20 protein-coding genes and 1 pseudogene are annotated in these 24506 nt (G+C 33.0%); 12 read left to right on the top strand and 9 right to left on the bottom strand.

Annotated features, from left to right (window positions below):
- Positions 1-507: 507 nt before the first annotated feature.
- Both istB and istA read right to left on the bottom strand, forming a co-directional pair.
- The gene (gene istB, locus ACXKY9_RS27835) at positions 508-1260 is read right to left on the bottom strand and encodes an IS21-like element IS232 family helper ATPase IstB (protein WP_000798699.1); all 753 of its coding nucleotides are present in this window, start codon (positions 1258-1260) and stop codon (positions 508-510) included.
- Entirely contained in the window at positions 1250-2545 is a 1296-nt protein-coding gene (gene istA / locus ACXKY9_RS27840; protein ID WP_000275580.1) for an IS21-like element IS232 family transposase, read from the bottom strand. The genes istB and istA overlap by 11 nt, the downstream gene beginning before the upstream one ends.
- A gap of 545 nt (positions 2546-3090) precedes the next feature.
- Between istA and ACXKY9_RS27845 the strand changes: the two genes are divergently transcribed.
- Positions 3091-3342, top strand: a complete 252-nt coding sequence (locus ACXKY9_RS27845) for a hypothetical protein (RefSeq protein WP_002133690.1) — start codon at positions 3091-3093, stop codon at positions 3340-3342.
- A gap of 314 nt (positions 3343-3656) precedes the next feature.
- Here ACXKY9_RS27845 and ACXKY9_RS27850 read toward each other — a convergent pair whose 3' ends face one another.
- On the bottom strand, positions 3657-4760 hold the full coding sequence (locus tag ACXKY9_RS27850) for a hypothetical protein (protein ID WP_015382527.1): 1104 nt from the start codon (positions 4758-4760) through the stop codon (positions 3657-3659).
- A 259-nt stretch (positions 4761-5019) separates the two neighbouring features.
- Between ACXKY9_RS27850 and ACXKY9_RS27855 the strand changes: the two genes are divergently transcribed.
- On the top strand, positions 5020-5424 hold the full coding sequence (locus ACXKY9_RS27855; protein ID WP_000064262.1) for a helix-turn-helix domain-containing protein: 405 nt from the start codon (positions 5020-5022) through the stop codon (positions 5422-5424).
- A 542-nt stretch (positions 5425-5966) separates the two neighbouring features.
- Complete coding sequence (locus tag ACXKY9_RS27860; protein WP_228161257.1) at positions 5967-6245, top strand: hypothetical protein; 279 nt, start codon at positions 5967-5969, stop codon at positions 6243-6245.
- A 175-nt stretch (positions 6246-6420) separates the two neighbouring features.
- Here the strand turns inward: ACXKY9_RS27860 and ACXKY9_RS27865 are convergent, their stop codons facing one another.
- On the bottom strand, positions 6421-6963 hold the full coding sequence (locus ACXKY9_RS27865; protein WP_016097421.1) for a recombinase family protein: 543 nt from the start codon (positions 6961-6963) through the stop codon (positions 6421-6423).
- Positions 6964-7143: 180 nt separating this feature from the next.
- On the opposite strand from ACXKY9_RS27865, the gene ACXKY9_RS27870 reads away from it, so the two are divergent.
- The 3 genes from ACXKY9_RS27870 to rnjA all read left to right on the top strand — a co-directional run bounded on the left by ACXKY9_RS27870 (position 7144) and on the right by rnjA (position 10803).
- Positions 7144-8607, top strand: a complete 1464-nt coding sequence (locus ACXKY9_RS27870) for a SulP family inorganic anion transporter (protein ID WP_016097422.1) — start codon at positions 7144-7146, stop codon at positions 8605-8607.
- 22 nt (positions 8608-8629) lie between these two features.
- Entirely contained in the window at positions 8630-9049 is a 420-nt protein-coding gene (locus ACXKY9_RS27875) for a universal stress protein (protein ID WP_016090463.1), read from the top strand.
- Between the two features lie 86 nt (positions 9050-9135).
- Positions 9136-10803: a ribonuclease J1 gene (rnjA, locus tag ACXKY9_RS27880; RefSeq protein WP_016090464.1), complete on the top strand. Its 1668-nt coding sequence runs from the start codon at positions 9136-9138 to the stop codon at positions 10801-10803.
- Between the two features lie 358 nt (positions 10804-11161).
- Here the strand turns inward: rnjA and ACXKY9_RS27885 are convergent, their stop codons facing one another.
- A complete protein-coding gene (locus ACXKY9_RS27885) occupies positions 11162-12478 on the bottom strand; it encodes an NTTRR-F1 domain (RefSeq protein ID WP_140159928.1) in 1317 nt (438 codons plus the stop codon).
- A gap of 1153 nt (positions 12479-13631) precedes the next feature.
- Between ACXKY9_RS27885 and ACXKY9_RS27890 the strand changes: the two genes are divergently transcribed.
- Positions 13632-14228, top strand: a complete 597-nt coding sequence (locus ACXKY9_RS27890) for a DUF421 domain-containing protein (protein ID WP_016090232.1) — start codon at positions 13632-13634, stop codon at positions 14226-14228.
- A gap of 278 nt (positions 14229-14506) precedes the next feature.
- Here ACXKY9_RS27890 and ACXKY9_RS27895 read toward each other — a convergent pair whose 3' ends face one another.
- Entirely contained in the window at positions 14507-14917 is a 411-nt protein-coding gene (locus tag ACXKY9_RS27895) for an Lrp/AsnC family transcriptional regulator (protein WP_016090231.1), read from the bottom strand.
- A 129-nt stretch (positions 14918-15046) separates the two neighbouring features.
- On the opposite strand from ACXKY9_RS27895, the gene ACXKY9_RS27900 reads away from it, so the two are divergent.
- Positions 15047-15808, top strand: a complete 762-nt coding sequence (locus ACXKY9_RS27900; protein ID WP_016090230.1) for an MBL fold metallo-hydrolase — start codon at positions 15047-15049, stop codon at positions 15806-15808.
- Between the two features lie 127 nt (positions 15809-15935).
- On the opposite strand, the gene ACXKY9_RS27905 is transcribed toward ACXKY9_RS27900, so the two are convergent.
- Positions 15936-16337 (bottom strand): YidH family protein, encoded by a 402-nt coding sequence (locus ACXKY9_RS27905; protein ID WP_044157326.1) that lies wholly within the window; start codon positions 16335-16337, stop codon positions 15936-15938.
- Positions 16338-16354: 17 nt separating this feature from the next.
- Complete coding sequence (gene lgt, locus ACXKY9_RS27910) at positions 16355-17167, bottom strand: prolipoprotein diacylglyceryl transferase (protein WP_016090228.1); 813 nt, start codon at positions 17165-17167, stop codon at positions 16355-16357.
- A gap of 316 nt (positions 17168-17483) precedes the next feature.
- On the opposite strand from lgt, the gene ACXKY9_RS27915 reads away from it, so the two are divergent.
- Positions 17484-18029, top strand: a complete 546-nt coding sequence (locus ACXKY9_RS27915) for a recombinase family protein (RefSeq protein ID WP_016090227.1) — start codon at positions 17484-17486, stop codon at positions 18027-18029.
- Positions 18030-18071: 42 nt separating this feature from the next.
- Positions 18072-18722: pseudogene (locus ACXKY9_RS27920) on the top strand (DUF4158 domain-containing protein); the annotation flags it as partial.
- Between the two features lie 139 nt (positions 18723-18861).
- Here the strand turns inward: ACXKY9_RS27920 and ACXKY9_RS27925 are convergent.
- Entirely contained in the window at positions 18862-20298 is a 1437-nt protein-coding gene (locus ACXKY9_RS27925; RefSeq protein WP_001053969.1) for an IS4-like element IS231C family transposase, read from the bottom strand.
- Positions 20299-20634: 336 nt separating this feature from the next.
- Between ACXKY9_RS27925 and tnpI the strand changes: the two genes are divergently transcribed.
- Positions 20635-21489: a TnP I resolvase gene (tnpI, locus tag ACXKY9_RS27930; RefSeq protein ID WP_000382147.1), complete on the top strand. Its 855-nt coding sequence runs from the start codon at positions 20635-20637 to the stop codon at positions 21487-21489.
- A gap of 18 nt (positions 21490-21507) precedes the next feature.
- Complete coding sequence (locus ACXKY9_RS27935) at positions 21508-24471, top strand: Tn3 family transposase (protein ID WP_000538375.1); 2964 nt, start codon at positions 21508-21510, stop codon at positions 24469-24471.
- Positions 24472-24506: the final 35 nt, after the last annotated feature.

Genomic DNA, 24506 nt, shown 5'->3' on the forward strand with positions numbered 1-24506 from the left:
CTCTTATTATTATTATGACAAGTTTATTTCTATTTAGAAACATGAAATATAGATATCTAGTCAATTAATTATGTTCGTGTTTCGCAAAAAAACATAGATATTAAAATTTCAATTACCGAAATGATACTATAAAAATTCGAGGTGAGGAAGGTGAACATTTTTAGGGGGATTTACGAAAGATTATTTATAGTTATTTCGATTACCCTTATGGTGATCCTTTTTTTATGCTGTTATGCTGGAATTATTTATCCTGAATTAATACAGAGTTGGTGGAATCTTATATTTGTAGTTATTATGGGATATTTAGTTTTAACAATTTTGTTCTTTGCATGTTATAAGGATGAAAATCTTGCTAATAATTCAAAGAATGAAGAAGAATTTTAGGGCAAGGTGAATAATGCATATGAACAATATTTTATTTGCTTGTATTATGTTGTGCGTAATGGGAATTATTTGTAAATGTCAAGATAAACATGTACATTTTCGCTTGTTTAAGCATGTACAAAATCAATCATTTTCTTTGCTAAAATGATCTTTAATTCGATAGGATTGTCCTACAATACTGACCACCGTGGCATGATGTAAGACACGATCTAGTATGGCATTGGCGAGTTTAGGGTCCTGGAATACTTCGTCCCAAGACTTGAAGTTGATATTGGTCGTTAGGATGGTACTACGCTTTTCATAACGCATATCGATTAATTGAAAGAATAATTTTGCATCCTCCGGATCAATAGGCAAGTACCCAATTTCATCAATAATAAGTAATTTGTATTTTGTATAGTGCTTTAAACGAGATTCTAGGCGATTCTCAATCTTGGCACGTTTTAAATTTTGAAGTAAATCATGACATTTAATAAAATAAGTACTTGTTCGCTTTTTAGCTGCTGCTATACCAATAGACGTGGCCAAATGGGTCTTACCAACACCACTAGGTCCTAAAAATACTATGTTTTCTTGTTGCTCTAAGAAACGTAGAGAAATAAAATCTAAGATTTGTTGTTTATTAATACTCGGCTGGAATTCGAAATCAAACTCATCAACCTCCTTTCTATGAGGAAATGCGCCCATTTTCACCATAGAATGAATCATATTTTGTTCTCGTACATCAATCTCATAGTTTGTCAGTTTAACAAGTGTCTCTACGAAGGATAATTCATTATTAATGCTAAAATCGACTACGTCACCTAAATGTTGTGCCATTTGTTTTAATTTTAAATACTCTAGGTTTGTTGTTAATTGTTGATAGCTATTCTTCATTTCTATATACCTCACCAATTACTGATAAATTTTGTTTCGCCAAATTGTCAATGTTCGGATATTTAGGTAGTGACTTAGCCAATGCTTTTTTATAATGTTCTTCTTTATAATTGAGCTTAGATTGGCTGATTTTATGTTGTACAATTAACTTCATGTTATGATAAACATATATTTGATTATCATATACTTGTAAACCGACGGTTTTACCTTGATATTCAGCTGGAACTGAGTATTGATTCGATTTGTAAGATATCATGCCTGATGTATTAACTTTTACAAGTTTATGCTTAATCATATAGGAATCTCTTATCGCGCTCTTCGGGAGTGGTTGTAGGAGATTCTTTTCCTGTTTTAGGGCAAACACTGGAATCTTACCAGTCCCTTGATGAAATGTTTGATTAATTCTTGCACATAATTTTTGCACAAATTCATGTAATTCTTCAAAAGTGAATCTTCCTTGATAAGCATGAATTTCGTCTAGAAGTTTCATTGGCGCTTCTACTTTCCCTTTGGTATTTGGTCGCCCTGCGATACAAGGTTGTACCTTAAATCCAAAATCTTGAGCGAATTGGGCAAACTTATTGTTAATCGTTCCTGTAAAGTGTTCTGTTCGAGCTTCATCCATTACCGTCTTCATATTATCCGTGACAATTACCTTCGGTACACCACCAAACATTTCAAATGCCTCTGTCATAAATGACATTAAAACACTTTGTGATTTTGAAATATTCAAATGAAAAACTTTAAATCTCGAGTAGGACAATAAAAGTACAGCTACATTCACATATACGATTTCGCCACTTTTGGTTTCAAATCGTATGCTTTCTTTCCAATCTAATTGAGCTTGTTCTCCTGGAGGTGTCTCATAACGGACACCCACTGAATGACCTGATAAAATACGCTTCCCCTCATCAAAATATGTTCTAAATTCAGGCTTTCTATTAATATAAGCACGAAATGCAGACTGTGAACATTTTAAACCGTGATTGTCTGTTAGATACTGCCATAACACTCGTTTGTAGTAGAAGATTTGTTTAGAATCACTAGATAAAAGAGCTGCAATCACTTCATAATATGTATCGATTTTCGATGTTTTATTTTTTGTCCCTTTTGGTGTAAAACCATTCAAATACTTATCTATGGTACGCCGATCCACATTCAATTCTCTGGCTAATTGACTTTTATTTATCTTCATTTTTAAGTTCCCCATTAGTTTTTTAAAATTTGGTAAGTCTGAAAGACTTTTAACCTCAAATTCTGTTTGAATATCTAGCTTAATATACATACTAACCACCTCAGAGTCAGTATGGAGAATCCAATTGAAAATGTACATATTTATTCAAGCGTTAATGTACATATTTAAGTTAGCATTTATACTTTTGTATTATACACCTAAATAATCTTAATAATGAGAATATTAATTATCAATTTTATTAGAAACGCAATGATGTAAAATGACATTAAGCTAAACTTTTCTTTAAATCTTTACCCCTAACAAAGATTTAAAGGTTCTTCTATGTCTTAATATAAAATATAGTAAAGGAAGGAGTTCACTCTAATGAAGATTGAACTCCTTTCTTTATTATGGTTTTTTATATAATTAAAACTATATATTAATTATAACTAATTTACTTATCTAATAACCTATCAACCTATCAATAAATCTTTCATTATATACATAGTAATATAACAAAGCTGACATTCACCCCTTATGTATAGAGGGCATTTTCTACATGTATTTTTAAAATATCCACTCTTCATTTACTATAATAAAAGAGGAAAAAATACATCTTTAAAAAATATATACATATACCTATGCTAAGGAGTGTGATGCCTTTGAAACAGTTTAAAGAAATTTTAGAAAAAGGGGCCATACCTATCGGCCAATCCGATATATTAGGAAAATCGCTGCGGCAATTTGATGAGATACAATATGAAAATGAAACATATCTTATTATTTGGCATCCCATTTATAAGGAATTTGTCGGTTCTCATGAATCAGGGAATTGGATTTCTCATACCGATTTACATAAAGCTGTTTGGATCAGAAATTTAAAAGAAGCATTTGTTACGAAAAAATAAGAAAAGGTTCTAACAAAAAAGTCAGAACCTTTTCTACATACTTTCTAGGGATTTCGTAAAAACGAAAGTACATATAGTATACCATAAGTACAAAAACATTTATTTGAAAAGATAGTAAACGCCTCTTATTATTGCTCGTTAATCTCCGCTAACGCTTTATTTCATGATTCGGTTCTATTGTCACACAGATCACTGTTACCAAAATATTTACTACAAATTTTTAAAAAAATGTACTGCACAATTGTATTGAATGATATTTTTCAGTCCACGACAGTAACTCTGGCGCTCCATCTACAAAAACATCCTATTTTTTCTTATTCCCCCTTTTCGAGGGGATGGGCAAAAACACCCAATTTTTGAACATTTACTACAGCTACACCCATTTGTGTATTTTTTGGTAGATATGATGGTATATTATTTTCATTCCATAAATCCAATTTATACAGTTCTTCTTTTGCATCTAGTTCTAAAATATCTCCACTTGCAATATCTTGTACTAAGCTATCAAAATATGATTTTTTGATTCCATTATAACTTCCATAACTACCTAACTTACTTCTTAAATTATGATTAAACCCTGAAGTTTTTGGTGGCTCTACATAAAATGGATCTTGTGTCTCAGGCTTTTCTGTTTCAGGTTTAGTCTCAGGTTTAGTCTCAGGCTTCGTCTCAGGTTTAGTCTCAGGTTTAGTCTCAGGTTTAGTCTCAGGTTTAGTCTCAGGTTTAGTCTCAGGCTTCGTCTCAGGCTTCGTCTCAGGTTTAGTCTCAGGCTTCACTTTGTCTTCGCTAGATGGCTTGCCAAGATCTTCGGGCTTCGCTTTGTCTTCGCTAGATGGTTTGCTAAGATCTTCGGGCTTCGCTTTGTCTTCGCTAGATGGTTTGCTAAGATTTTCAGGCTTCACTTTGTCCTCGCTAGATGGTTTACCAAGACTTTCAGGCTTCGCTTTGTCTTCGCTAAATTTTTCGCCAAGATCATCAAGTTTCCCTTTGTCTTCGCTAAATGGTTTGCCAAGACCTTCGGGCTTCGTCAGACTCGCTAACTTTTCGACAATGTTATTGGTAGAAGGTTGTTCTTTTGTAGGTTCTAAGGAAACAATTAATTTATTTGATGGTTCAGTGTTATTATGGTTGATTGTTTCAAGAGAAGGTTCTACAGGTTCTATAACATCTACAGTTTTTTCTTCTTTCACTATTACATCAGAATGAGGTTCTTCTTGTTTAGTTTTATCTGTTTCTTTTTCATTACGATCCCTTTTTTTGTACTTCTCTACATTTTTTTGATTTGAATCTTTTGCTTGTTCATCATTATTTTGAGTCATTACGACTGCTGTTGTTACACCGCCACCAACAACTACAGCACTAATTGCACCAATTACAGCTTTTTTACCTATCAAAATTTTTGTGAATAATTTACTCATTTTTACTAACCCCTTTTTAATTGTATTTTTATAATATAGTAAATAATTGCTTATAGGTATATAATAAACCATATGTGTTTTAAAATCAACAAATATTTAAACTAAATATGGTTTATTTTGTTGTTGTAAATCTAGTGTAGAAGTTAATATTAAATTAAAATACGCAATATAACAATATTAGGTTATTAGCTAAACCAAATGTAGTTTATTTTTAAAGGTTTATTAAGTATAATGAATATAAAGGAAGGAGATTATATGCATGAGTAATGAACAGAATCAGATAAGTCACAAGAAAGATAGAAAAAATAGCACTAAAAGTATAGATCAGCGATTAGAAAAATTAGAAATGACATTAAAATTACTTGATATATCTTTTGATGAATTAGTAGGCCTTGTTACGTATTATCGTGCTGAAAAGCAAAAGAGTGATGAACCTATGGAACGATCAGGACAACTAAAATGGAATCTAGATAAATTAATGTTAGAAATGAATTTAAACATAGATCAAGTAGCTACTATTGTAGGTCTACATAGAAACCAAATAGGGAAAATAAAAAATCATGATTTTAAACGTACAGATCTAAAAACAATAGAACGAATTTCTAAAGGATTAAATGTATCATTAGATGAATTATTTAGATATGAAAAAGATGATTCAGTCTAAAAAGAAGGTAACTCATTTGTAGGAGTTACCTTCTTTTTTTATGTGTTTTATTAAAAATGGTGTTTTCATCAATAATTAAGTTTATTTTTGATGTTTTTTAATATGTATTCATTCAGGATTCTCAAATTAGTTTCTATAGGCATTTTGTTTGATTGATACCTATTGTATTATGGATGCCTACAAAAATTGATACAAGTTAATCTGAAGTGTCATTTTTTCGTTAAGTATATTATATTTTGCTGGAATAAGAAAAAAAGTTATGAATTTATAAATAGATGAATATTTTATTGTTTTTTAGGTTTTTTCTTTAATGGTAAGCCATAATGTTTAGCATTTTTAATTATTTTTTTAGCTAGATCTTTAGCTTCCGTTTTCGACATATTCATACAGTTTTCCTCTCCCCTACTGTTTTATTATTTGTATGTCCAATAAGTAGGGGACTTAAACATAATTCTGAAAATTAGGACATATATTATATTATTCCTTAGGACAGTAAGACACTGTACAAATTCTTAAATTACAAATTTGAAAGGAGAATCGAAATGATTGAGCAAGAGAGGAAGGTAAGAAAAGATAAAAAAGTAGATATTAAGCCGACAATTTCAGTAGATCTCAAAGAATGTATTTACAGACTTTCATATATTACAAATAAACCTGTTAAAGATGTTGCCTTACATATTTGTGACTATGCTCTCCATTCAAAAGAAATTATGGAGATATTATCGGAAAGTTTTCGTAGAAACTTAACGATACACAATAGGGGTTCAGCCGAGATACGTGTAAAAATAGGTCATAGACTGGAATTAACTTCCATTACATGACCTTTTGCTGTCTTTATAGGTATATAATGAAATTTTCAACAAGATCTATAAAAAAACAAACGATTCTTTCAACAAGCTGTCGAGGAAGAATCGTTTGTTTTTTTATAGTGAGTATCTACATTCCTACACAATTTTTGTAGGTTTAATTAGGTTCAATGCCAAATATAATTAATGTTTAATTTTCTAGATATCTGTATAGCGTGGATTTGCTAATTCCTGTTTCATCTTTTATTTGAGCAAGACTATAATCTCCACTTTGATACATAACAATCGCACGTTTTACATTTTCATCAGGTTTTCTTGGGCGTCCTGGAGTGATTCCTTTCTGTTTTGCTTCGTATAAGCCTTTTTTTGTTTTTTCACTTATCACGTCACTTTGAAAATTAACAAGATGATTTAAAATCAAGCTGAATTGATATCCAGCTTGATTGCTTGTGTCGATTCCCTCAGTAAGAGATTGAAAGTAAGCGCCTTTCATATCAATTTTTTCTATTAACTCCACCAGATGGCGTGTTGAATCAGCCAATGTAAAAAGTTTTGTAACGACTATTTTATCACCTGGGTTCAGGTTACTTATCATACTTTTAAGATGTGTTCTTTTTTTTGCTGATGAATGTTCCTCTGAAATGATTTTTGTGCACTTTACTTTTTCTAAGTTTTTTAGTTGTCCCTCGCATTTCAGATCATCTTGATATGGTCTCATATATCCGATTAACATACATGCTCTCCTAACAGTTAAGATGTTTCTTTTATCATACCATAACTTGGCGTCGAAAAATCAGTATCAAAAAGGTTCCTTTTTGGGACGATAAGTGTTAGACTGTTTTTATTAAATCGTGAACGCGGCTTTTATGAGACTTAAAAGCCACAAAATAAATGATATGAGGTGTATAAAACAGTGGTAGAAAAATTAAAAACAGAATGGTTTTCTAATGTTAGAGCAGATATCCTCGCGGGGATTGTAGTTGCACTAGCATTAATTCCAGAGGCAATTGCATTTTCCATTATTGCGGGTGTAGATCCAATGGTAGGATTATATGCATCTTTTTGTATTGCAGTTATTATTGCCTTTATAGGTGGTCGTCCTGGAATGATTTCAGCGGCAACAGGTGCGATGGCATTGCTTATGGTTCCTTTAGTTAAAGAACATGGGCTGAATTATTTATTAGCAGCCACAATTTTGACTGGTGTTATACAAATTATTTTTGGGGTATGTAAAGTAGCAAGATTAATGAAATTTATTCCACGTGCTGTCATGATTGGTTTTGTTAATGCGTTAGCAATTTTAATTTTTATGGCTCAAGTACCACATTTTATTGGTATTTCCAATCTGACATATGTATTTGTTGCGATTACATTAGCTATTGTCTATATTGTACCGCGATTTATCAAATCCATTCCAGCTCCGTTAATAGCGATTGTATTATTAACAGCTGTTACAATTTTTATGCACCTAGACTTACGAACAGTCGGTGACTTAGGAGCGATTACAAGAACATTACCATCGTTCTTTATTCCAGATGTACCATTTACGTTTGAGACGCTGCAAATTATTTTCCCATATTCAATCGCTTTAGCAATTGTAGGGTTATTAGAGTCTTTACTAACAGCATCTATCGTAGATGATATGACAGGAACCGATAGCAATAAGAACCAAGAATCAAGAGGACAAGGAATCGCCAATATTATCAATGGTTTCTTTGGTGGTATGGCAGGTTGTGCAATGATTGGGCAATCTGTAATCAATGTAAAATCAGGCGGACGTGGTAGACTGTCTACGCTGATCGCAGGACTATTTTTAATGTTTCTCATCATTGTATTAGGAGATTTAGTTGTACAAATTCCAATGCCTGTTCTAGTAGGAATTATGATTATGGTATCAATTGGTACATTTGATTGGTCTTCATTTTCTTATTTAGTAAAAGCACCAAAAAGCGATGCAGTAGTTATGTTAGTGACCGTTATTATCGTAGTTGCAACGCACGACTTATCTAAAGGTGTAATTGCTGGTGTTTTATTAAGTGCAATATTCTTTGTTGCTAAAATTTCAAAGATACAAGTAGTGAAACGACAAATTGACTCCTATATAACATTTGATGTAGAAGGTCAATTATTCTTTGCATCAGTAGAAAGTTTTGTAGATGCATTTGATTTCAATGTTAAAAACAGAAGTATTATTATTGACTTCTCAAATACCCATGTTTGGGATGATTCAGCAGTCGGGGCTATTGATAAGGTAGTTATTAAATATCGTGAAAACAGTAACATCGTTACTATACAGAATTTAAATTCTTCTAGTAAAAAACTCGTAGAAAAATTAGCTGTATATAATAATACGAATAGAAAAGTTTCATCTCATTAATCCAGTATTAGGAGTGGAAACCATGTATAAAAAAATATTATTAGCTGTCGATGGCTCTGAGCATTCCTTACGTGCAACACAAGAAGCGGTCAAAATTGCTTCTTTAATAAAGGATTGTAAAGTTGAAATTGTATTTGTGGTTGATTTTTCAAAAGCAAAGAACGAAGTTCTTCATGCACAAGGAAAAGAAGAATTAGAGTTGTCACGCCGTAAGAGACTCTTGCCCATTGAAGAAAAGTTGTTATCGAAAGGTGTGTCTTACGAAATTAAAATCTTACACGGAGAACCCGGACCAACAATTGTAGATTATGCGAATAAAGGGAATTTTGATTTAGTCGTGTTAGGGAGTCGCGGACTTAATGCTTTACAAGAGATGGTATTAGGGAGTGTAAGCCACAAAGTAGCAAAAAGGGTAAAATATCCTGTGTTGATTGTGAAATAACATATAACGTTCATACTGTTCCTGATTTTGAAGACTGTTCTTTCAAAATCAGGAATTTTTATAATTAGATATAAAGGAGTTGGAACATGGAGAAATTACAAGTTGGGAAAACAAAGATTTTTGCTTTAGGTGGACTTGGAGAAATCGGAAAAAATATGTATGTTGTTGAATACAAAGATGAGATTCTTATTATTGATTCTGGGTTTAAATTTCCTGAAACAGAATTATTAGGAATTGACTACGTTATACCAGATTACACGTATTTAGAAAGAAATAAAGATAAAATAAAAGGTCTGTTCATTACACATGGACATGAAGATCATATTGGTGGAATCCCTTTTTTATTTAAGCGCATACAAGTACCAATATATGCTGGGAAATTAGCCGCAGCACTCATTAAAAGCAAATTAGAGGAACATAGTATCCGTCATGTTGAAATAAAAAATATTCTAGATGAAATAGAGGTTGAATTTCAAAACATGAAAGTCCGGTTCTACAGAACTACACATAGTATTCCTGACGCGTTTGGCATAGTAGTAACGACTCCAAATGGAAATATTGTACATACTGGTGATTTTAAATTTGATTTTACACCTGTTGGTACAGAAGCAAACCTACACAAGATTGCTGAATTTGGGAAGGAAGGTGTATTGTGTTTACTGTCTGACAGTACAAATAGTGAGGTTCCTGGTTATTCAATGTCAGAAAAAAAGGTTGGACAATCCATAAAAGAAATTTTTTCAGAAGCACAAGGACGTATCTTATTTGCGACTTTTGCATCTAATGTTCATAGATTACAACAAGTTGTAAAAGCTTCTATTTTGTATAATCGTAAAATTGTAGTTGTAGGAAAAAGTATGGAAAAAACAATTCAAATAGGAAAAGATTTAGGGTATATCCAAGCTCCAGACGACATATTCGTTGGAATACATGAAATAAAACATATTGCAAGTCATCAAATAACCATTATATGTACAGGAAGTCAAGGGGAGCCAATGGCAGCTTTATCTCGAATTGGAAATGGAAACCATCGCTACATTCAAATTATCCCTGGAGATACTGTTGTGCTCTCTTCCTCTCCGATTCCTGGAAATGTATTAAGCATTAACAGGATTGTTAATCAGTTATACCGAGTAGGTGCAAATGTAATTCATCACAAAACAAGTGATATTCATACATCTGGTCATGGTGCACAGGAAGAACAAAAATTAATGCTCTCGCTTTTAAAGCCGAAATACTTTATGCCTATTCACGGAGAATATCGTATGTTAAAAAAGCATGTGGAATTAGCTATGGAGTGTGGTCTTCCTTTAGAAAATTGTTTTGTTATGGATAACGGGGAAGTATTAGAAATTTCGAAAAGAGAAGCAAGAATCAGTAGTAGAACTATTCCTTCTCAACCTGTGTATGTTGATGGAAGCGGTATAGGTGATATTGGAAATATTGTATTACGTGATCGTAGGATTCTATCTGAAGAAGGAATTATCATTATAAGTTTGAATTTAGATAGTAAACAAAAGCAATTAGTCTCATCTCCCGCAATTGTTACAAGAGGGTTTGTATATATGCGAGGTTCCGAAGAACTGATGAAAAAAATAGAGAATATTGTATATGAATGTATATCTACTTTACTAAATGAGGGAATGATAAATTGGGCACAAATCAAACAAAAACTTGTAGAAGTGTTAAGCCCATTCTTATATACTGAAACGGGACGTCGTCCAATGCTTCTTCCAATCATTATGGAAGTGTAAAAAATAATAGATTTAGCTAATGTATTGAATACTAATATAAACTCATATTTTAAAACGACAGCATATATATTACACCTATCTAATATACATGCTGTCGTTTTTTCTAATCCTCTTACGTAACAAAAATAAACATTTTTGCTACAAAAAAATGCAAACTTTTTATCTTTTTTATAACTTAGAAAAACCTTAGCTTACGAAAATCAAGAATTTAACTTCCCAAAATGTCTTAGCATGGTTTTTATGTCATTGGATTGGCGAGACTCCTAAATGAAAATATATAATATTTTGAATTATTTTTTTATAATTGGCTCTCAAAAGAAGGAATCGCTACCGTGCTCCTAATAAAAAATGAATTGTTTTATCCTATCTCAAAAATACTTATACTAGCAGACACTGCGGTTAAAGCTCCTCCTCCATTATTTAAAAGGGTTACAGTTCCTGTTGTAGAGGTATTGTTAACCAAAGTTAGTGTAGATGGGACAGTTGTAACTGTGAAAGCAACATTACCTGTGGTTTGGATACGGTTTATAGATGTACCATATCGTCCCCCTGGAATTGGTGTACCATTTAGTGCAAAAGAAAATTGATTTGCCTGTACCGCTGTTAAATTAAATTCAGCTACATATGTTCCGGCCATATTAATTACAATATTGTCAGTACCTGCTACATGTGTCAATGCTGATCCAGTTTTAGGTCCTGTTGTATTGAAGATAACGGCACTTCCTACTGAAATTAATTGATTAGTTGTATCATAAACATATAAATAGTTTGCTGTCCTTGAACTAGTGTCTCCCGTTGGACCAGTAGCTCCTGTTAGTCCCGTTGGTCCCGTTACTCCGGTTAGTCCCGTTACTCCTGTTGGTCCCGTATCTCCGATTGGTCCCGTATCTCCGGTTGGTCCTGTTACTCCGGTTGGTCCCGTTACTCCTGTTGGTCCCGTTACTCCGGTTGGTCCTGTTACTCCGGTTAGTCCCGTTGGTCCCGTATCTCCCGTTGGTCCCGTTACTCCTGTTGGTCCCGTATCTCCGATTGGTCCCGTATCTCCGATTGGTCCCGTATCTCCCGTTGGTCCGGTATCTCCTGTTGGTCCGGTATCTCCGGTTGGTCCTGTTACTCCGGTTGGTCCCGTTATTCCTGTTGGTCCTGTTAGTCCGGTTGGTCCGGTTGGTCCTGTTGCTCCTGTTATTCCCGTTACTCCGATCGGTAGAGCTGTGACGTACTGTAAAGCTACATCGTCTATAAGTACTCTGGAACTCCCGGCTTGTCCTTCTTTATAAATAAGTAAAATAGCTTTATTTGCTAAAGGTGGAGACTGAGAAGTAATTAGATATATCTCTAACCAATTACTTTGATTGCCATTCGGGAGATGATTTAATGGAATACTTATAATTAAGCCTTGTTCCAAAAAAATAGAATTATAATAATAAGCAAGCTTAATAGAAAGCGGAGGACTTGGAGCACCCCCAATTTTAGCAAGTGAAATAAGAAATTCAAAACTTTCATTTGGAGGTATAGGGATTGCTTGTATGAGCTGAGCATTAGCTTCTCCCCCAATTAAGCTTGCACTATAGATGCCCGAATGACTATTTGTATTAACAACTTGCACGTTTGTTGTAATGAATGGGGCAAGAGTGCCACTTTCAAAGCCTCCATTCATTATCAAGTTAGTAATCAAAAAATCACCTCTTTAAAAAAATAATTTACAAATAAAATCAACTTCTTTATGAATTTATATATAAATTAAAACTTTTATAACTAAAAATACATCATTCTTAAATTTTCCTAACAAACTATTTTGTAGTTTTTATACAATCAATCACCTCATTTCCCTGATGTATTAAGAGACAATATTAAGGAATAATACATCTGTATTTATTGTAATATTATCTTCTATGGTTCAATAAGTAAGAGTGACAAAAAGAAGAAGCTAAGAAATATTTCTTAACCTCTTCTTTTTGTAGATTACTTTGGTTTATAGTCTGCTTTAAAAATTACCTAAAGTAATCTCATATCAAAATGTTTTGAATGTATACTTACATTTCCGATTTTAAGGATGTTAGGAGAATTGGAATGGAGTTACTATTTTCGTTATTGTGAAAGTAAACTAATATTTTTAAATTTACATTAGTGAACAAAAAAGTACGAAGTCAACTAAAAGACTTCGTACCAACAACAGACTAAAGTACAGTTCATAGGAAACTGAAAGGGTATTTCATCTATTTATTATAACTCGCCCATTCATATTTCTAGGAATTAATTATTAAATATGCATAGTTCCATATTTAATTGTCTTTATAAGTAAAAAACCAATTCTTCTGTAATAGGATTGGTTTTTTTGTATGTAATTTAGTTATTACAGCAACCGGAACTCGTATTTTTAAATGTAGTCTTATCAATCTTATTATAAAATAATAAGTAAACATAAAAAGACTCCTTATATATAAGGAGTCTTTTAAAAGGATACAATCCCTTTAGGTAGATAGTGATGGGTATCTATTATAACATATTTTTTTATAAAAGATGAGTAATACAAAATTGTAATTAAAATTAGTTGGTTATGGTACAGCAGTTATATTAGCATGTATCATTGTTCTTTACATATTAATATGTAAGTTAAATTAATAAATTATATAAATTATATAATTTATTAATTTTCATCATTGATGGAAATAATAAACCTAGTTCATTGAAAAACAACAATATTACTTTTATACCTAAATAAATAACGCTAGCATATTATAATCCATTTTCTCTAATTCATTTGGTATATATTACAAATTAAAGTGCAGCCTAAAAAATAAAAATGTAGCATATAGAAGGGTGATCGTGTGAATTTTATTTGGCAATCTTTAATTTTAATTCTTGCTGGAATTCTTTTATTAAGAATTGCTGGAAGAAAATCTATATCTCAAATGACTTTAGCACAAACTGTTGTCATGATTTCCATTGGTACGATTATTGTGCAACCCATCGTAGAAAAAAGTACTATAAAGGCTGTTACTAGTGCTTTTATATTTGTAGTTACAGTTATACTTTTAGAGTATTTTCAATTAAAGTCTAATACCTTCGAAAAATTTATTACTGGTAAATCTAAAGTGGTCATTGAAGATGGTAGACTTAATATTGAAAATTTAACTAAATTACGTTTGACAGTTGATCAGTTAGAAATGCGTTTACGTAATCAAGGGATTTCTAAAATTGCAGATGTAAAAACAGCGACACTTGAGCCTAATGGTCAATTAGGTTATGAATTAAAGGATGAGGCAAAACCTTTAACGGTAAGAGATTTTCACAAAATAATGCAATCATATAATCAGTCTCTAGACGATGTACATAATGAACAGAGAGAAAGTAATAATATATTTCAAGAAGTAAAAAACACAAGCAAAAATAAAAATAACCATAGTCATAAAGAACTTAAATAAAAATGGTTCTAACATACCTTACTTAAAGGATGAAAAATACAATCTTAATGGGGTATTCCTAGCTTGATGGTGATGGGGTAGCGTCAGGAAAATGCGGATTTACAATGTTAAGGAAATTCCCATATTAAAAAGCCAAATTTCTCAATATTTATATTGAAAAATTTGGCTTTTTTCATTACTTTGTAAAAGCTCCCTTTAATTGAATAACTAAACAAATTTAAACGCACCTATTTGTATAAGTAAAATTATTCGCAAACTCTTCGTTGTTTTTTGGTTCGCTATTTATCTATAACAATCGATAATTTATAGTTTGCATATTCGTTTAATTCTTTCAGAAATTGATTCATTAATTCTATGGATGGAAATTTACATTCGAGAAGGTAACAACCATCTCCACTGATTTTATAATTATTTATTAAATATTTGTCTTGCGTTTTTATGAATGACAAATAAGGTTGATGAAAAATGCTTTCTGTAATGATTGTAATAAAAGCATGTATATAACAGCCTAATTTGACTCGATTAACTTTAATTGTATAACCCTCAATAACTCCTTGATCTTCTAATTTCGCCACTCTAGCTGAAACAGCTGGTCCAGTCAAATGGACTTTCTCACCTAATTCTTTCATCGTGAACCGACTGTTCTTGGATAGTTCATCTAAGATACGTTTGTCCGTATTATCTAACATTTATATAACTCCTTTCATTAATAAAGTAAAACGACCAAAAGACTTTATTTAATCTGTGTATCCATTATTGGGAATAATATAAACTATACATTGTTCAAAGAAAATCTCAAAAAAAAGGAGTTAATAAATATGAATATACATCAAATTCGTAATGCAACAATCGTTGTAGAATATGCAGGGAAAAGGTTTTTAATAGATCCAATGTTAGCAGAGAAAGGAACTTACCCACCTTTCCCAAATTCACCAAGACAAGATCAAAATAATCCTTTAGTTAGCTTACCAGTACCCGTTGAAAATATTATTAATAATATAGATGCAGTCATCGTAACTCACTTACATTTAGACCACTTTGACGAGGCGGCTCAAAGAATATTGCCAAAAGACATTAAACTATTTGTCCAAAATGAAGAAGATGCGACAGAAGTAAGAAACGCCGGTTTCAAAAATGTAGAGGTTTTACAGGAAGATACAGTCTTTGAAGGGATCCAACTACTTAAGACAAAAGGCGAACACGGTAGAGGTGAAATACTAAAACTTGCTGGTTTAGTATGCGGTATAGTCTTCAAACATCAAAGCGAAAAAATGTTATATGTAGCCGGAGATACGGTATGGTATGACGAGGTTCAAAAAATTCTCGATACACATAAACCAGAAATCATTGTCGTAAATGGTGGAGATAATCAATTCTTTGAAGGCGGTTCTCTTATCATGGATAAAGAAGATATCTACGAGGTGTACAAAGCTGCACCTAATTCCCAAATCATTGTAGTCCATATGGAAGCAGTGAACCATTGGAACTTATCAAGAGAAGAATTAAAAAGCTTTATTAGCGAAAAAGGAATCACTTCGACCGTTTCAGTACCAGATGATGGCCAATCATACACGTTTTAAATCCAATTTTCGTTTTGAGGAACAGCCAATTTCTTAAGTTGATGGGCATGGGGTATCGCCAATCGAATAACATAAAACCTAAGCTAAATAAAAAACAATTTCCTAGTAACAGGAAATTGTTTTTTATTTAGCTTTTAAATCGTAGTTGGTAATATTTTATTATATAATTAGTAAAAAATAAGATGAAATAGCTAAAATAACTGCAATAACTAAGAGTGATAACCATACAATTAATGTGGTATGTGCTCGGAATGTTTTGACGTTTAATTAGATATTGTAAGGTTGCAATAATAATACTTATTCCAGCAATAACGGATCCAATTCCTATTCCAATAGCAATCTTATTATTTAATGAGGAAAGCTCTTTTCGAACAGCTAAATGAAAATTAGCTACAAGAAATCCCAAACCAGCAATAGCAATTGCAGTACGTAACCAAGCTAGATAGGTTCTTTCATTAGCTAAATGCTGCTGAATATATTTTGAATCTACTGTTTCAAGGGCTTTTGACTTCACTTTGTGTTGCTCCATTACATCGACTCACTCCATTAATCAGCAGTATAGTGTAGATGTGCATATCCTTTTTTACGTCTATACCACACAATAAGAATACTACAAAGTACGCACCCAATTGAGACTAATTGAGCTATTCTTATATGGGATGTTAACATGAGACTATCCGTACGTAAGCTTTCTACAAAAAATCTTCCTACAGAATACCATAATAAATAAGTGAGGAAAATTTCTCCTCGTTTCAAATCAACTTTTCTTAATACGAGTAATACTATCACACCTGTAATATTCCAGACAGACTCGTATAAAAAAGTTGGATGATAATATGTACCATTTATATTCATTTGATTGATAATAAAATCTGGTAAATGTAACGACTCTAAAAAGCTTTTAGATACAATTCCTCCATGAGCTTCTTGATTCATAAAGTTTCCCCAACGCCCAATTGCTTGCCCAAAAAGTAAGCTTGGAGCTAAAATATCAGCGATTTTCCAAAAAGAAAGGTTTCGTTTTCTTGTAAACCATATAGTTGTTAGTACAGCTCCTATAATACCGCCATGAATTGCAATTCCACCATGCCAAATTGCAAAAATTTCAACTGGATTTTCCTTATAATAATTCCATTCAAAGATTACATAATATATTCGTGCTGAAATAATTGAGATAGGTAAAGCTAAAAAGATTAAGTCGTAAAATACATCTGAAGATATTCTGCGTTTTTTCCCTTCACGAGTAGCTAAGATAAACCCTAATATAGCTCCTATACCAATAATAACTCCATACCAATGTACAGCAATGGGCCCTAGGTGAATTGCAATAGGATCTAAGGGTTTAATTTGTTCTATCATTGAAAAATGCCCCCCTTTTATTTAAAATGTTTAACAATATATACATTTTAGATTATTTTTATTATAACATTGAACCTTATCAACATATAAACCACCTTTTCTATTATCCGTATTAAATTACAAATGATATTATGAGAGCATTAATTATCGTTACATCGTAACAAAAACGACCATTTTTGTTACGGTTATTATTAATAAACTTTTAGTCTAATGAACTTGCATACTGAGTGTAACAAAAATATGTAACAATATTATTTGTAACAATATCTCCATTTAATCGTTTTTGGTACAATAGTCGGTGAAGGGGATGATAAATATGAAGTTTGGTTATATGCGTGTTTCTACATTAGATCAAAATTTAGATCGTCAAAAGAAACAGCTTGAAGAATTTGAATGCGACCGTATTTTCTTCGAAAAAGTAACCGGTACAAAACGAAACCGGCCGGAATTAAATAGTATGCTGGAATTTCTTCGTCCAGAAGATACAGTCGTTGTAACCGATTTAACTCGATTATCACGTTCTACAAAAGATCTCATTGAAATTACGGAACGAATTTCTCAAAAAGGAGCACACTTGAAAAGTCTAAAGGAATCATGGCTCGATACAACAACAGCACATGGGAAAATGTTGTTTACTATTTTCGCTGGTATTGCTCAATTTGAACGAGATTTAACTTCTGAACGGACAAAAGAAGGGATTGAGGCTGCAAGGAAACGAGGGAAACATCCTGGAAGACCAAAAACCGATGAGGAAAAGGTAGATTACGCTTTATATCTTATTAATCAAGGTATGAGCCGTACAGATGCCGCCGAGAAAGCTGGTATCTCGAGAATGACTTTGTACCGTAAGATGCAACAGTAAAATACATATAGTTTTGATTTTAGTATAGTAGGAGGAATTACATTGACCTCAATTGAACGTACAGCCTATCCAAGGTTTAAACAAAACTTAACTCGAAAAGAGCTGAAAGAGATTTATACCGTCACATATGAGGAGAACCAATTTGCCCATATAGTAGCACGTGGAACTATTCCGGTCTTTAGCCTTTTAGTTATGCTAAAGTCTTTCCAACGACTAGGTTATTTTCCACGTCCAAAAGATATTCCATCTGTGATAATTCATCATATCCGTTCGAGTTTGCGTATATCAAATGAAACCGAACCAAACTTCCGAACAAAGTCCATATATCGACACCAGAAAGCAATTCGTGAGCATTTGCAAGTATTGCCCTTTGGGAAGGATGCTTTACATATTGCTACTAATGCCATATATAAAGCATCTCAAGTGATGGATAACCCCGCTGACCTTATTAATGTTTCTATTGAAGAATTAATTAAGGAACGTTATGAATTACCAGCATTCAGTACACTAGATCGGCTTGCACGTCGAGTGAGAACGCTGGTTAATAATCGTCTTTGTAATACAATTCTCGCCCGTTTGTCTAATATAGAAAAAGATAAACTCGATCAATTACTTCATACGTCAAAAGAAACTCAACATTCTGGTTATAATTATTTTAAAGAAGTTCCCAAAAGCCCTTCTATTACTCATATGGGGGTACCGCCACATGCCCATCAACTTAAGGATAGAAACTCTACGGTTTTCCATTAATTGAAATGAACAAACTTTTAAACAGTATAATCCTCTTAAAAATGAGCATACGAAATAAACCCTAACGGGTTTCATTTTTTTCTTATGCAGCTTTCTTTTGTTTTCTCAATCCATTATACTCATAGACAACACCCATAATATCAAAGATAGTTTTCTTCTCATATCGATGGGATTTCCGGCCATTTTTCTTTAGTAGGGTAAACAGGCGGATTAAAACCTTTGTTATTATACGGGTGTTTCTCTGTATCGCTTGATATAACAGGGATAGATGATCTTGAATCATCCCAATTGCTTTATATTCGCTTAGTTCTCTTTTGTGCTTTTGCAACAGAAGTTGGCGCATCTTAAACATCGTGGAAGAACATATAAAAATGGCAATGAGTTTTCCATACACATGGCATTCTAATCGCTCTTGTTTGATAGTTTGCCAATGATGAATTTGAAATAGAGATTTCCACGTTTTAAATATGATTTCGATCTGCCAGCGGAGGGAGTAAAAATCATGGATTTGTTCCATCGGAACCACTTCCCAAGGCGTATTCGTAACATATATGTTGATACCCGTTAATCGTTTACTCTTTTCTGAAAATGTAATCCCCTTTTTACTTTCGGTATAGCTTTGTTTTTTTCTACGTTCCAGTATTTGTTCCTCTGTTAATCGGTAGATAATTACTCTTGTAAATAATCTTTGATTCTTGCCAATATACGACTCTTTTATTTCATACGTTTGTCCTGGTTTTAACGTGTGCATAATGTTCTCTAAATCAACTTGGATATACTGTGACTGTTTTTTGATTGTCCCATTTCGAAAGTATTCTGGAAATGGATTTTTCGTATAGACGGTATGGTTTAACTTAAGTCTTGATATATAGCACACGCCACGTTGATCCATTTGATCTAAGTCTTCCAATGAAAAATATCCTAAATCACGAATACACAGATCACCCGGCCGTAAGGTATCTAAGCAATCTGTTCCAAATGTTTTATCATTATTTTTTCCAGGACCTACCTGGAAGTTTAAAAACTGTCCGCTGTGTAAGTCATATTCTAATTGAATCTTGATACCTGCAGTTTGTGCACAACCACCTGACCCAGGATATACATGTGCTAAATGTTTCGGTACTTGGAAAATCGTCGCATCTAAAATACGGATTCGTTGAAAATACGTGAGTGCTGCACTTGAAATGGCTGATGTTTTACAAAGTTTACTTTTCCATAATGCAGAAAAAATATATTTCAAAAATTCAACCGCTTTTTTATCAAAGCGTTTATTGAGTCCTTCTGGACTCATAAGAGTGCCTGTGGCGGCGTGTAATTGACTGCATAGTCGAACGAGAGAATCACTCGCTGTACGTTGACTGACCCAGATACATATGGTAGCTAATTCATTTCCTGAAAACTTTCGTTTTCTTTTTACAAAACCTAATTCTTTAGCGAGTTCTTCCAAAAGAGAAGGGGTTAAATGACGATACAGCTCTTCAGAAAATAGTTGTAATTCATCTTGAATTGAAAGATTCATAAAAAATGTCATCCTTTCTAGCTAGCTTTTTAGAAAGAATAACGTTTTTTGACACTTGGGGGTAGTGCAAATTCTTAAGTTGATGGGCATGGGGTACCGCCAGCATTTCGGAAAAAAACCACGCTAAGAAAATCAGAGTTAAAAAATCAGAAAATATATCATTATTCCAAGACACATACAGTGTCTTTTTTTATACAAAAAATAATACAACACAATATTAATTGTGTTGTATTAGGTGTTATAATAAATATAAATCTAGGGGTTTAACGCAACACAATTTATCGATAAATAAATACTTTTAGACGCAACACAATTTATAGACGCGGAGGAAATCACATGGATGTTGCAAAACAGTTTTCTTCTTATCTTAAACAAGAGAATAAAACTGAGAACACTGTTCAGGGATACACATCAGGTATTAGACAGTACATAAAATGGTTTGAAGGTTCCTATGACAGAAAATTAACAAAATTGTACCGACAAAATATCTTAGAGTACATTAGTTATTTAAAGAATGTCAAAATGTTGAACGCCAAGTCCATTAACCACAAGATTAGTAGCCTTGCTAAATTTAATGAATTTCTAATACAGAAAGGAAGTCAACAAGATCAAGTAATTTTAAAAACAGACATGATAAAGGTTCAAACTGTCTATGCTTCTCCAACCCAAATTGTTGAATTAGATGTAAAAAAGTTTTTACAAAGTGTGTTAGAGGATAATAACAAACGTAATTATGCAATTGCCACTCTCCTAGCATATACAGGAGTACGTATTTCAGAGGCATTATCTATCAAAATGAATGACTTCAATTTACAGACTGGGGAATGTATTATTCGAAGTGGAAAAGGAGGTAAACAACGAATTGTATTACTAAATAGTAAGGTACTTAGTGCTATCAAAGATTATCTCATCGATCGAAAAACATACAGTACAGCACATGAATCTCCGTATCTTTTTATTAGTAAAAAGCGAGAAAAGCTCGACCGTACGGTCGTCAATCGTATCTTTAAATCATACAGCAATGTTATTACTCCACACCAATTACGACACTTCTTCTGTACGAATGCAATTGAAAAAGGATTTAGCATTCATGAAGTTGCAAATCAAGCTGGGCACTCTAACATCCATACGACACTACTTTACACAAATCCAAACCAACTGCAGCTAAAAAATAAAATGGAGCTCTTATAAAGGAGTAAAGGGGAAACAATGGGAGTTAAACAATTACTGTCAGAGGCACAACGAAATGAGTTAATGGATTTATCACGTTTAACAGAATGGGATTTGGTAACATTTCATACTTTTTCTAAACATGACTTACATTTAATATTAAAACACCGTAGAGGATACAATCGTTTAGGGTTCGCTCTTCAGCTTGCATTAATTCGTTATCCTGGCTGGTCCTTAACAGAATATAAAGACATTCCACAATATGTAGTGGCTTACGTTGCGAGTCAGTTACAGATTCCACCTGAAGAATTTTTAGTATATGCCAAACGTGGGAATACTTTATGGGAGCATCTTGGGGAAATTCGAACAGAATATGGATATCAGAATTTTTCTTCTGAATATAAAGAAACTTTATTACAATTTTTAGTGCAACAAGCAATGGATAACAATAATACCCTCTATTTAATTGAAATAACAATATCTACATTGCGAAAAATGAAAGTCATTCTTCCAGCTATGTATGTGATTGAAGATATCGTCTGGGAAGCAAAGCAACAAGCAGATCAGAAAGTGTATAGTATACTACATGACGGTTTGGTCCAAGAACAAAAAGATCAATTAGATGCGTTACTTTTACCAACTATAAATGGTAAATCTCCATTAGCATGGCTAAAAGATGTACCGGCCCAGCCTTCACCAGAATCATTTTTAAAAGTAATAGACCGATTACAATTTGTTCAAAAAATTGGTCTTACTATTGATACCACAAAAATTAATACAAATCGTCTTCGGCAGCTCGCTAGATTAGGATCAAAATATGAGCCATATGCTTTTAGACGATTCAATGAAGTAAAAAGATATAGTATGTTAGTCTCATTTTTATTGGAGATTACACAAGACCTTATAGATTACGCAATTGAAATTCATGATCGTCTTATGATGAATCTTCAAACAAAAGGGAAAAAAGAACAAGACGAAATACAGCAAGCAAATGGGAAAAAATTAAACGAGAAGATTTTACAATTTATTACTGTATGCGGGACACTAATTGAGGCAAAAGAAACGGGTAAAGATGCTTTTGCAGCCCTAGATGAAGTAATGTCATGGAATGAGATGGTCGAATCTGTTGAAGAAGCAAAACAACTATCACGGCCTTTAAATTATGACTATTTGGATTTGTTAAATACTCGTTATTCCTATGTTAGACGATATGCACCTACTTTATTACGCAGTCTTCATTTTAGAGCGACGAAATCTGGAGAACCCGTTTTACAAGCACTTGATACGATTCATGAATTGAATGAAACAGGTAAACGAAAAGTGCCTCATGGCGCTCCCTTACACTTTGTATCTAACCGTTGGCAAAAACATGTATATGATGATGACGGAAACATTAATCGGCACTATTATGAATTGGCAGCTTTAACCGAGTTAAGAAATCATATTCGTTCAGGAGATATTTTTGTATCAGGCAGTAGACATCATAAGGCATTTGATGATTATCTTATACCGTATGATGAATGGAACGAAGTTTCAAACATTCCAAATGGCCTTACAGCCCCTTTAAAAGCTGAAGATTATATAACTGACCGAATAAACCGATTAAATGAACATTTAGAATGGTTATCAAAAAATAGCGAGAAATTAGAAGGAGTAGATATTAGTCAAGGAAAACTACATGTTGAGCGATTGGATAGAGGAACTCCAGAAGAAGCAAAAGCATTTAGTAAACTTCTTCATAGTATGTTACCCAGAATAAAACTGACAGATTTACTAATAGAAGTGGCCAGTTGGACTGGATTTCATGATCAATTTATCCACGCCTCTACCAATCAATCTCCTGATCAAGAGGAACAGAATATTGTATTAGCTACTTTGATGGCAATGGGGACAAATATAGGTCTTACAAAAATGGCGGAAGCTACCCCTGGAATCTCCTATAGACAAATGGCAAATGCTTCACAATGGAGAATGTATGATGATGCAATGGTTCGCGCTCAATCTATTCTCGTGAATTTCCAAAAGGAACAAAAGTTATCATCCTATTGGGGAGATGGGACAACTTCTTCTTCTGATGGTATGCGTTTATCCATTGCTGTACGTTCTCTACATGCAGATTCCAATCCACACTATGGAACGGGAAAAGGTGGAACCATTTATCGATTTGTAAGTGATCAGCTATCTGCCTATCATGTGAAAGTCATTACTACCAATGCACGAGATGCTCTTCATGTATTAGATGGGCTTCTTCATCATGAAACAGATTTAAAAATTGAAGAACATTACACAGATACAGCTGGATATACAGATCAAGTTTTCGCTTTAACACACTTGTTGGGATTTCGATTTGCTCCTCGTATTCGTGATTTGGCAGATACTAAGCTTTTTTCTATACCTGGTGGAGAAGAATATGAAAATGTTCAAGCACTTTTAAAAGGAAAAATTAATGTAAAGTTAATAAAAGAAAACTATGAAGATATTAGAAGGTTGGCATACTCGGTTCAAACAGGAAAAGTATCTAGCGCTCTTATCATGGGGAAGCTCGGATCATATGCAAGACAAAATAAACTCGCAACAGCACTTGGAGAAATGGGACGAATCGAGAAAACCCTCTTTACGCTGGATTACATATCTAATAAAGCCGTAAGGAGACGGGTTCAAAAAGGTTTAAATAAAGGAGAAGCAATCAATGCATTAGCTAGAATTATATTTTTTGGACAACGTGGAGAATTTAGAGAACGTGCTCTCCAAGACCAGTTACAAAGAGCTAGTGCACTAAACATAATTATTAACGCTATAAGTGTGTGGAACACTGTATATATGGAAAAAGCCGTAGAAGAATTAAAAGCAAGAGGAGAATTTAGAGAAGATTTAATGCCATATGCGTGGCCGTTAGGATGGGAACATATCAATTTTCTTGGAGAATACAAATTTGAAGGATTACATGACACTGGGCAAATGAATTTACGTCCTTTACGTATAAAAGAGCCGTTTTATTCTTAATATAACGGCTCTTTTTATAGAAAAAATCCTTAGCG

The sequence above is a fragment of the Bacillus sp. 2175 genome (assembly GCF_057812155.1).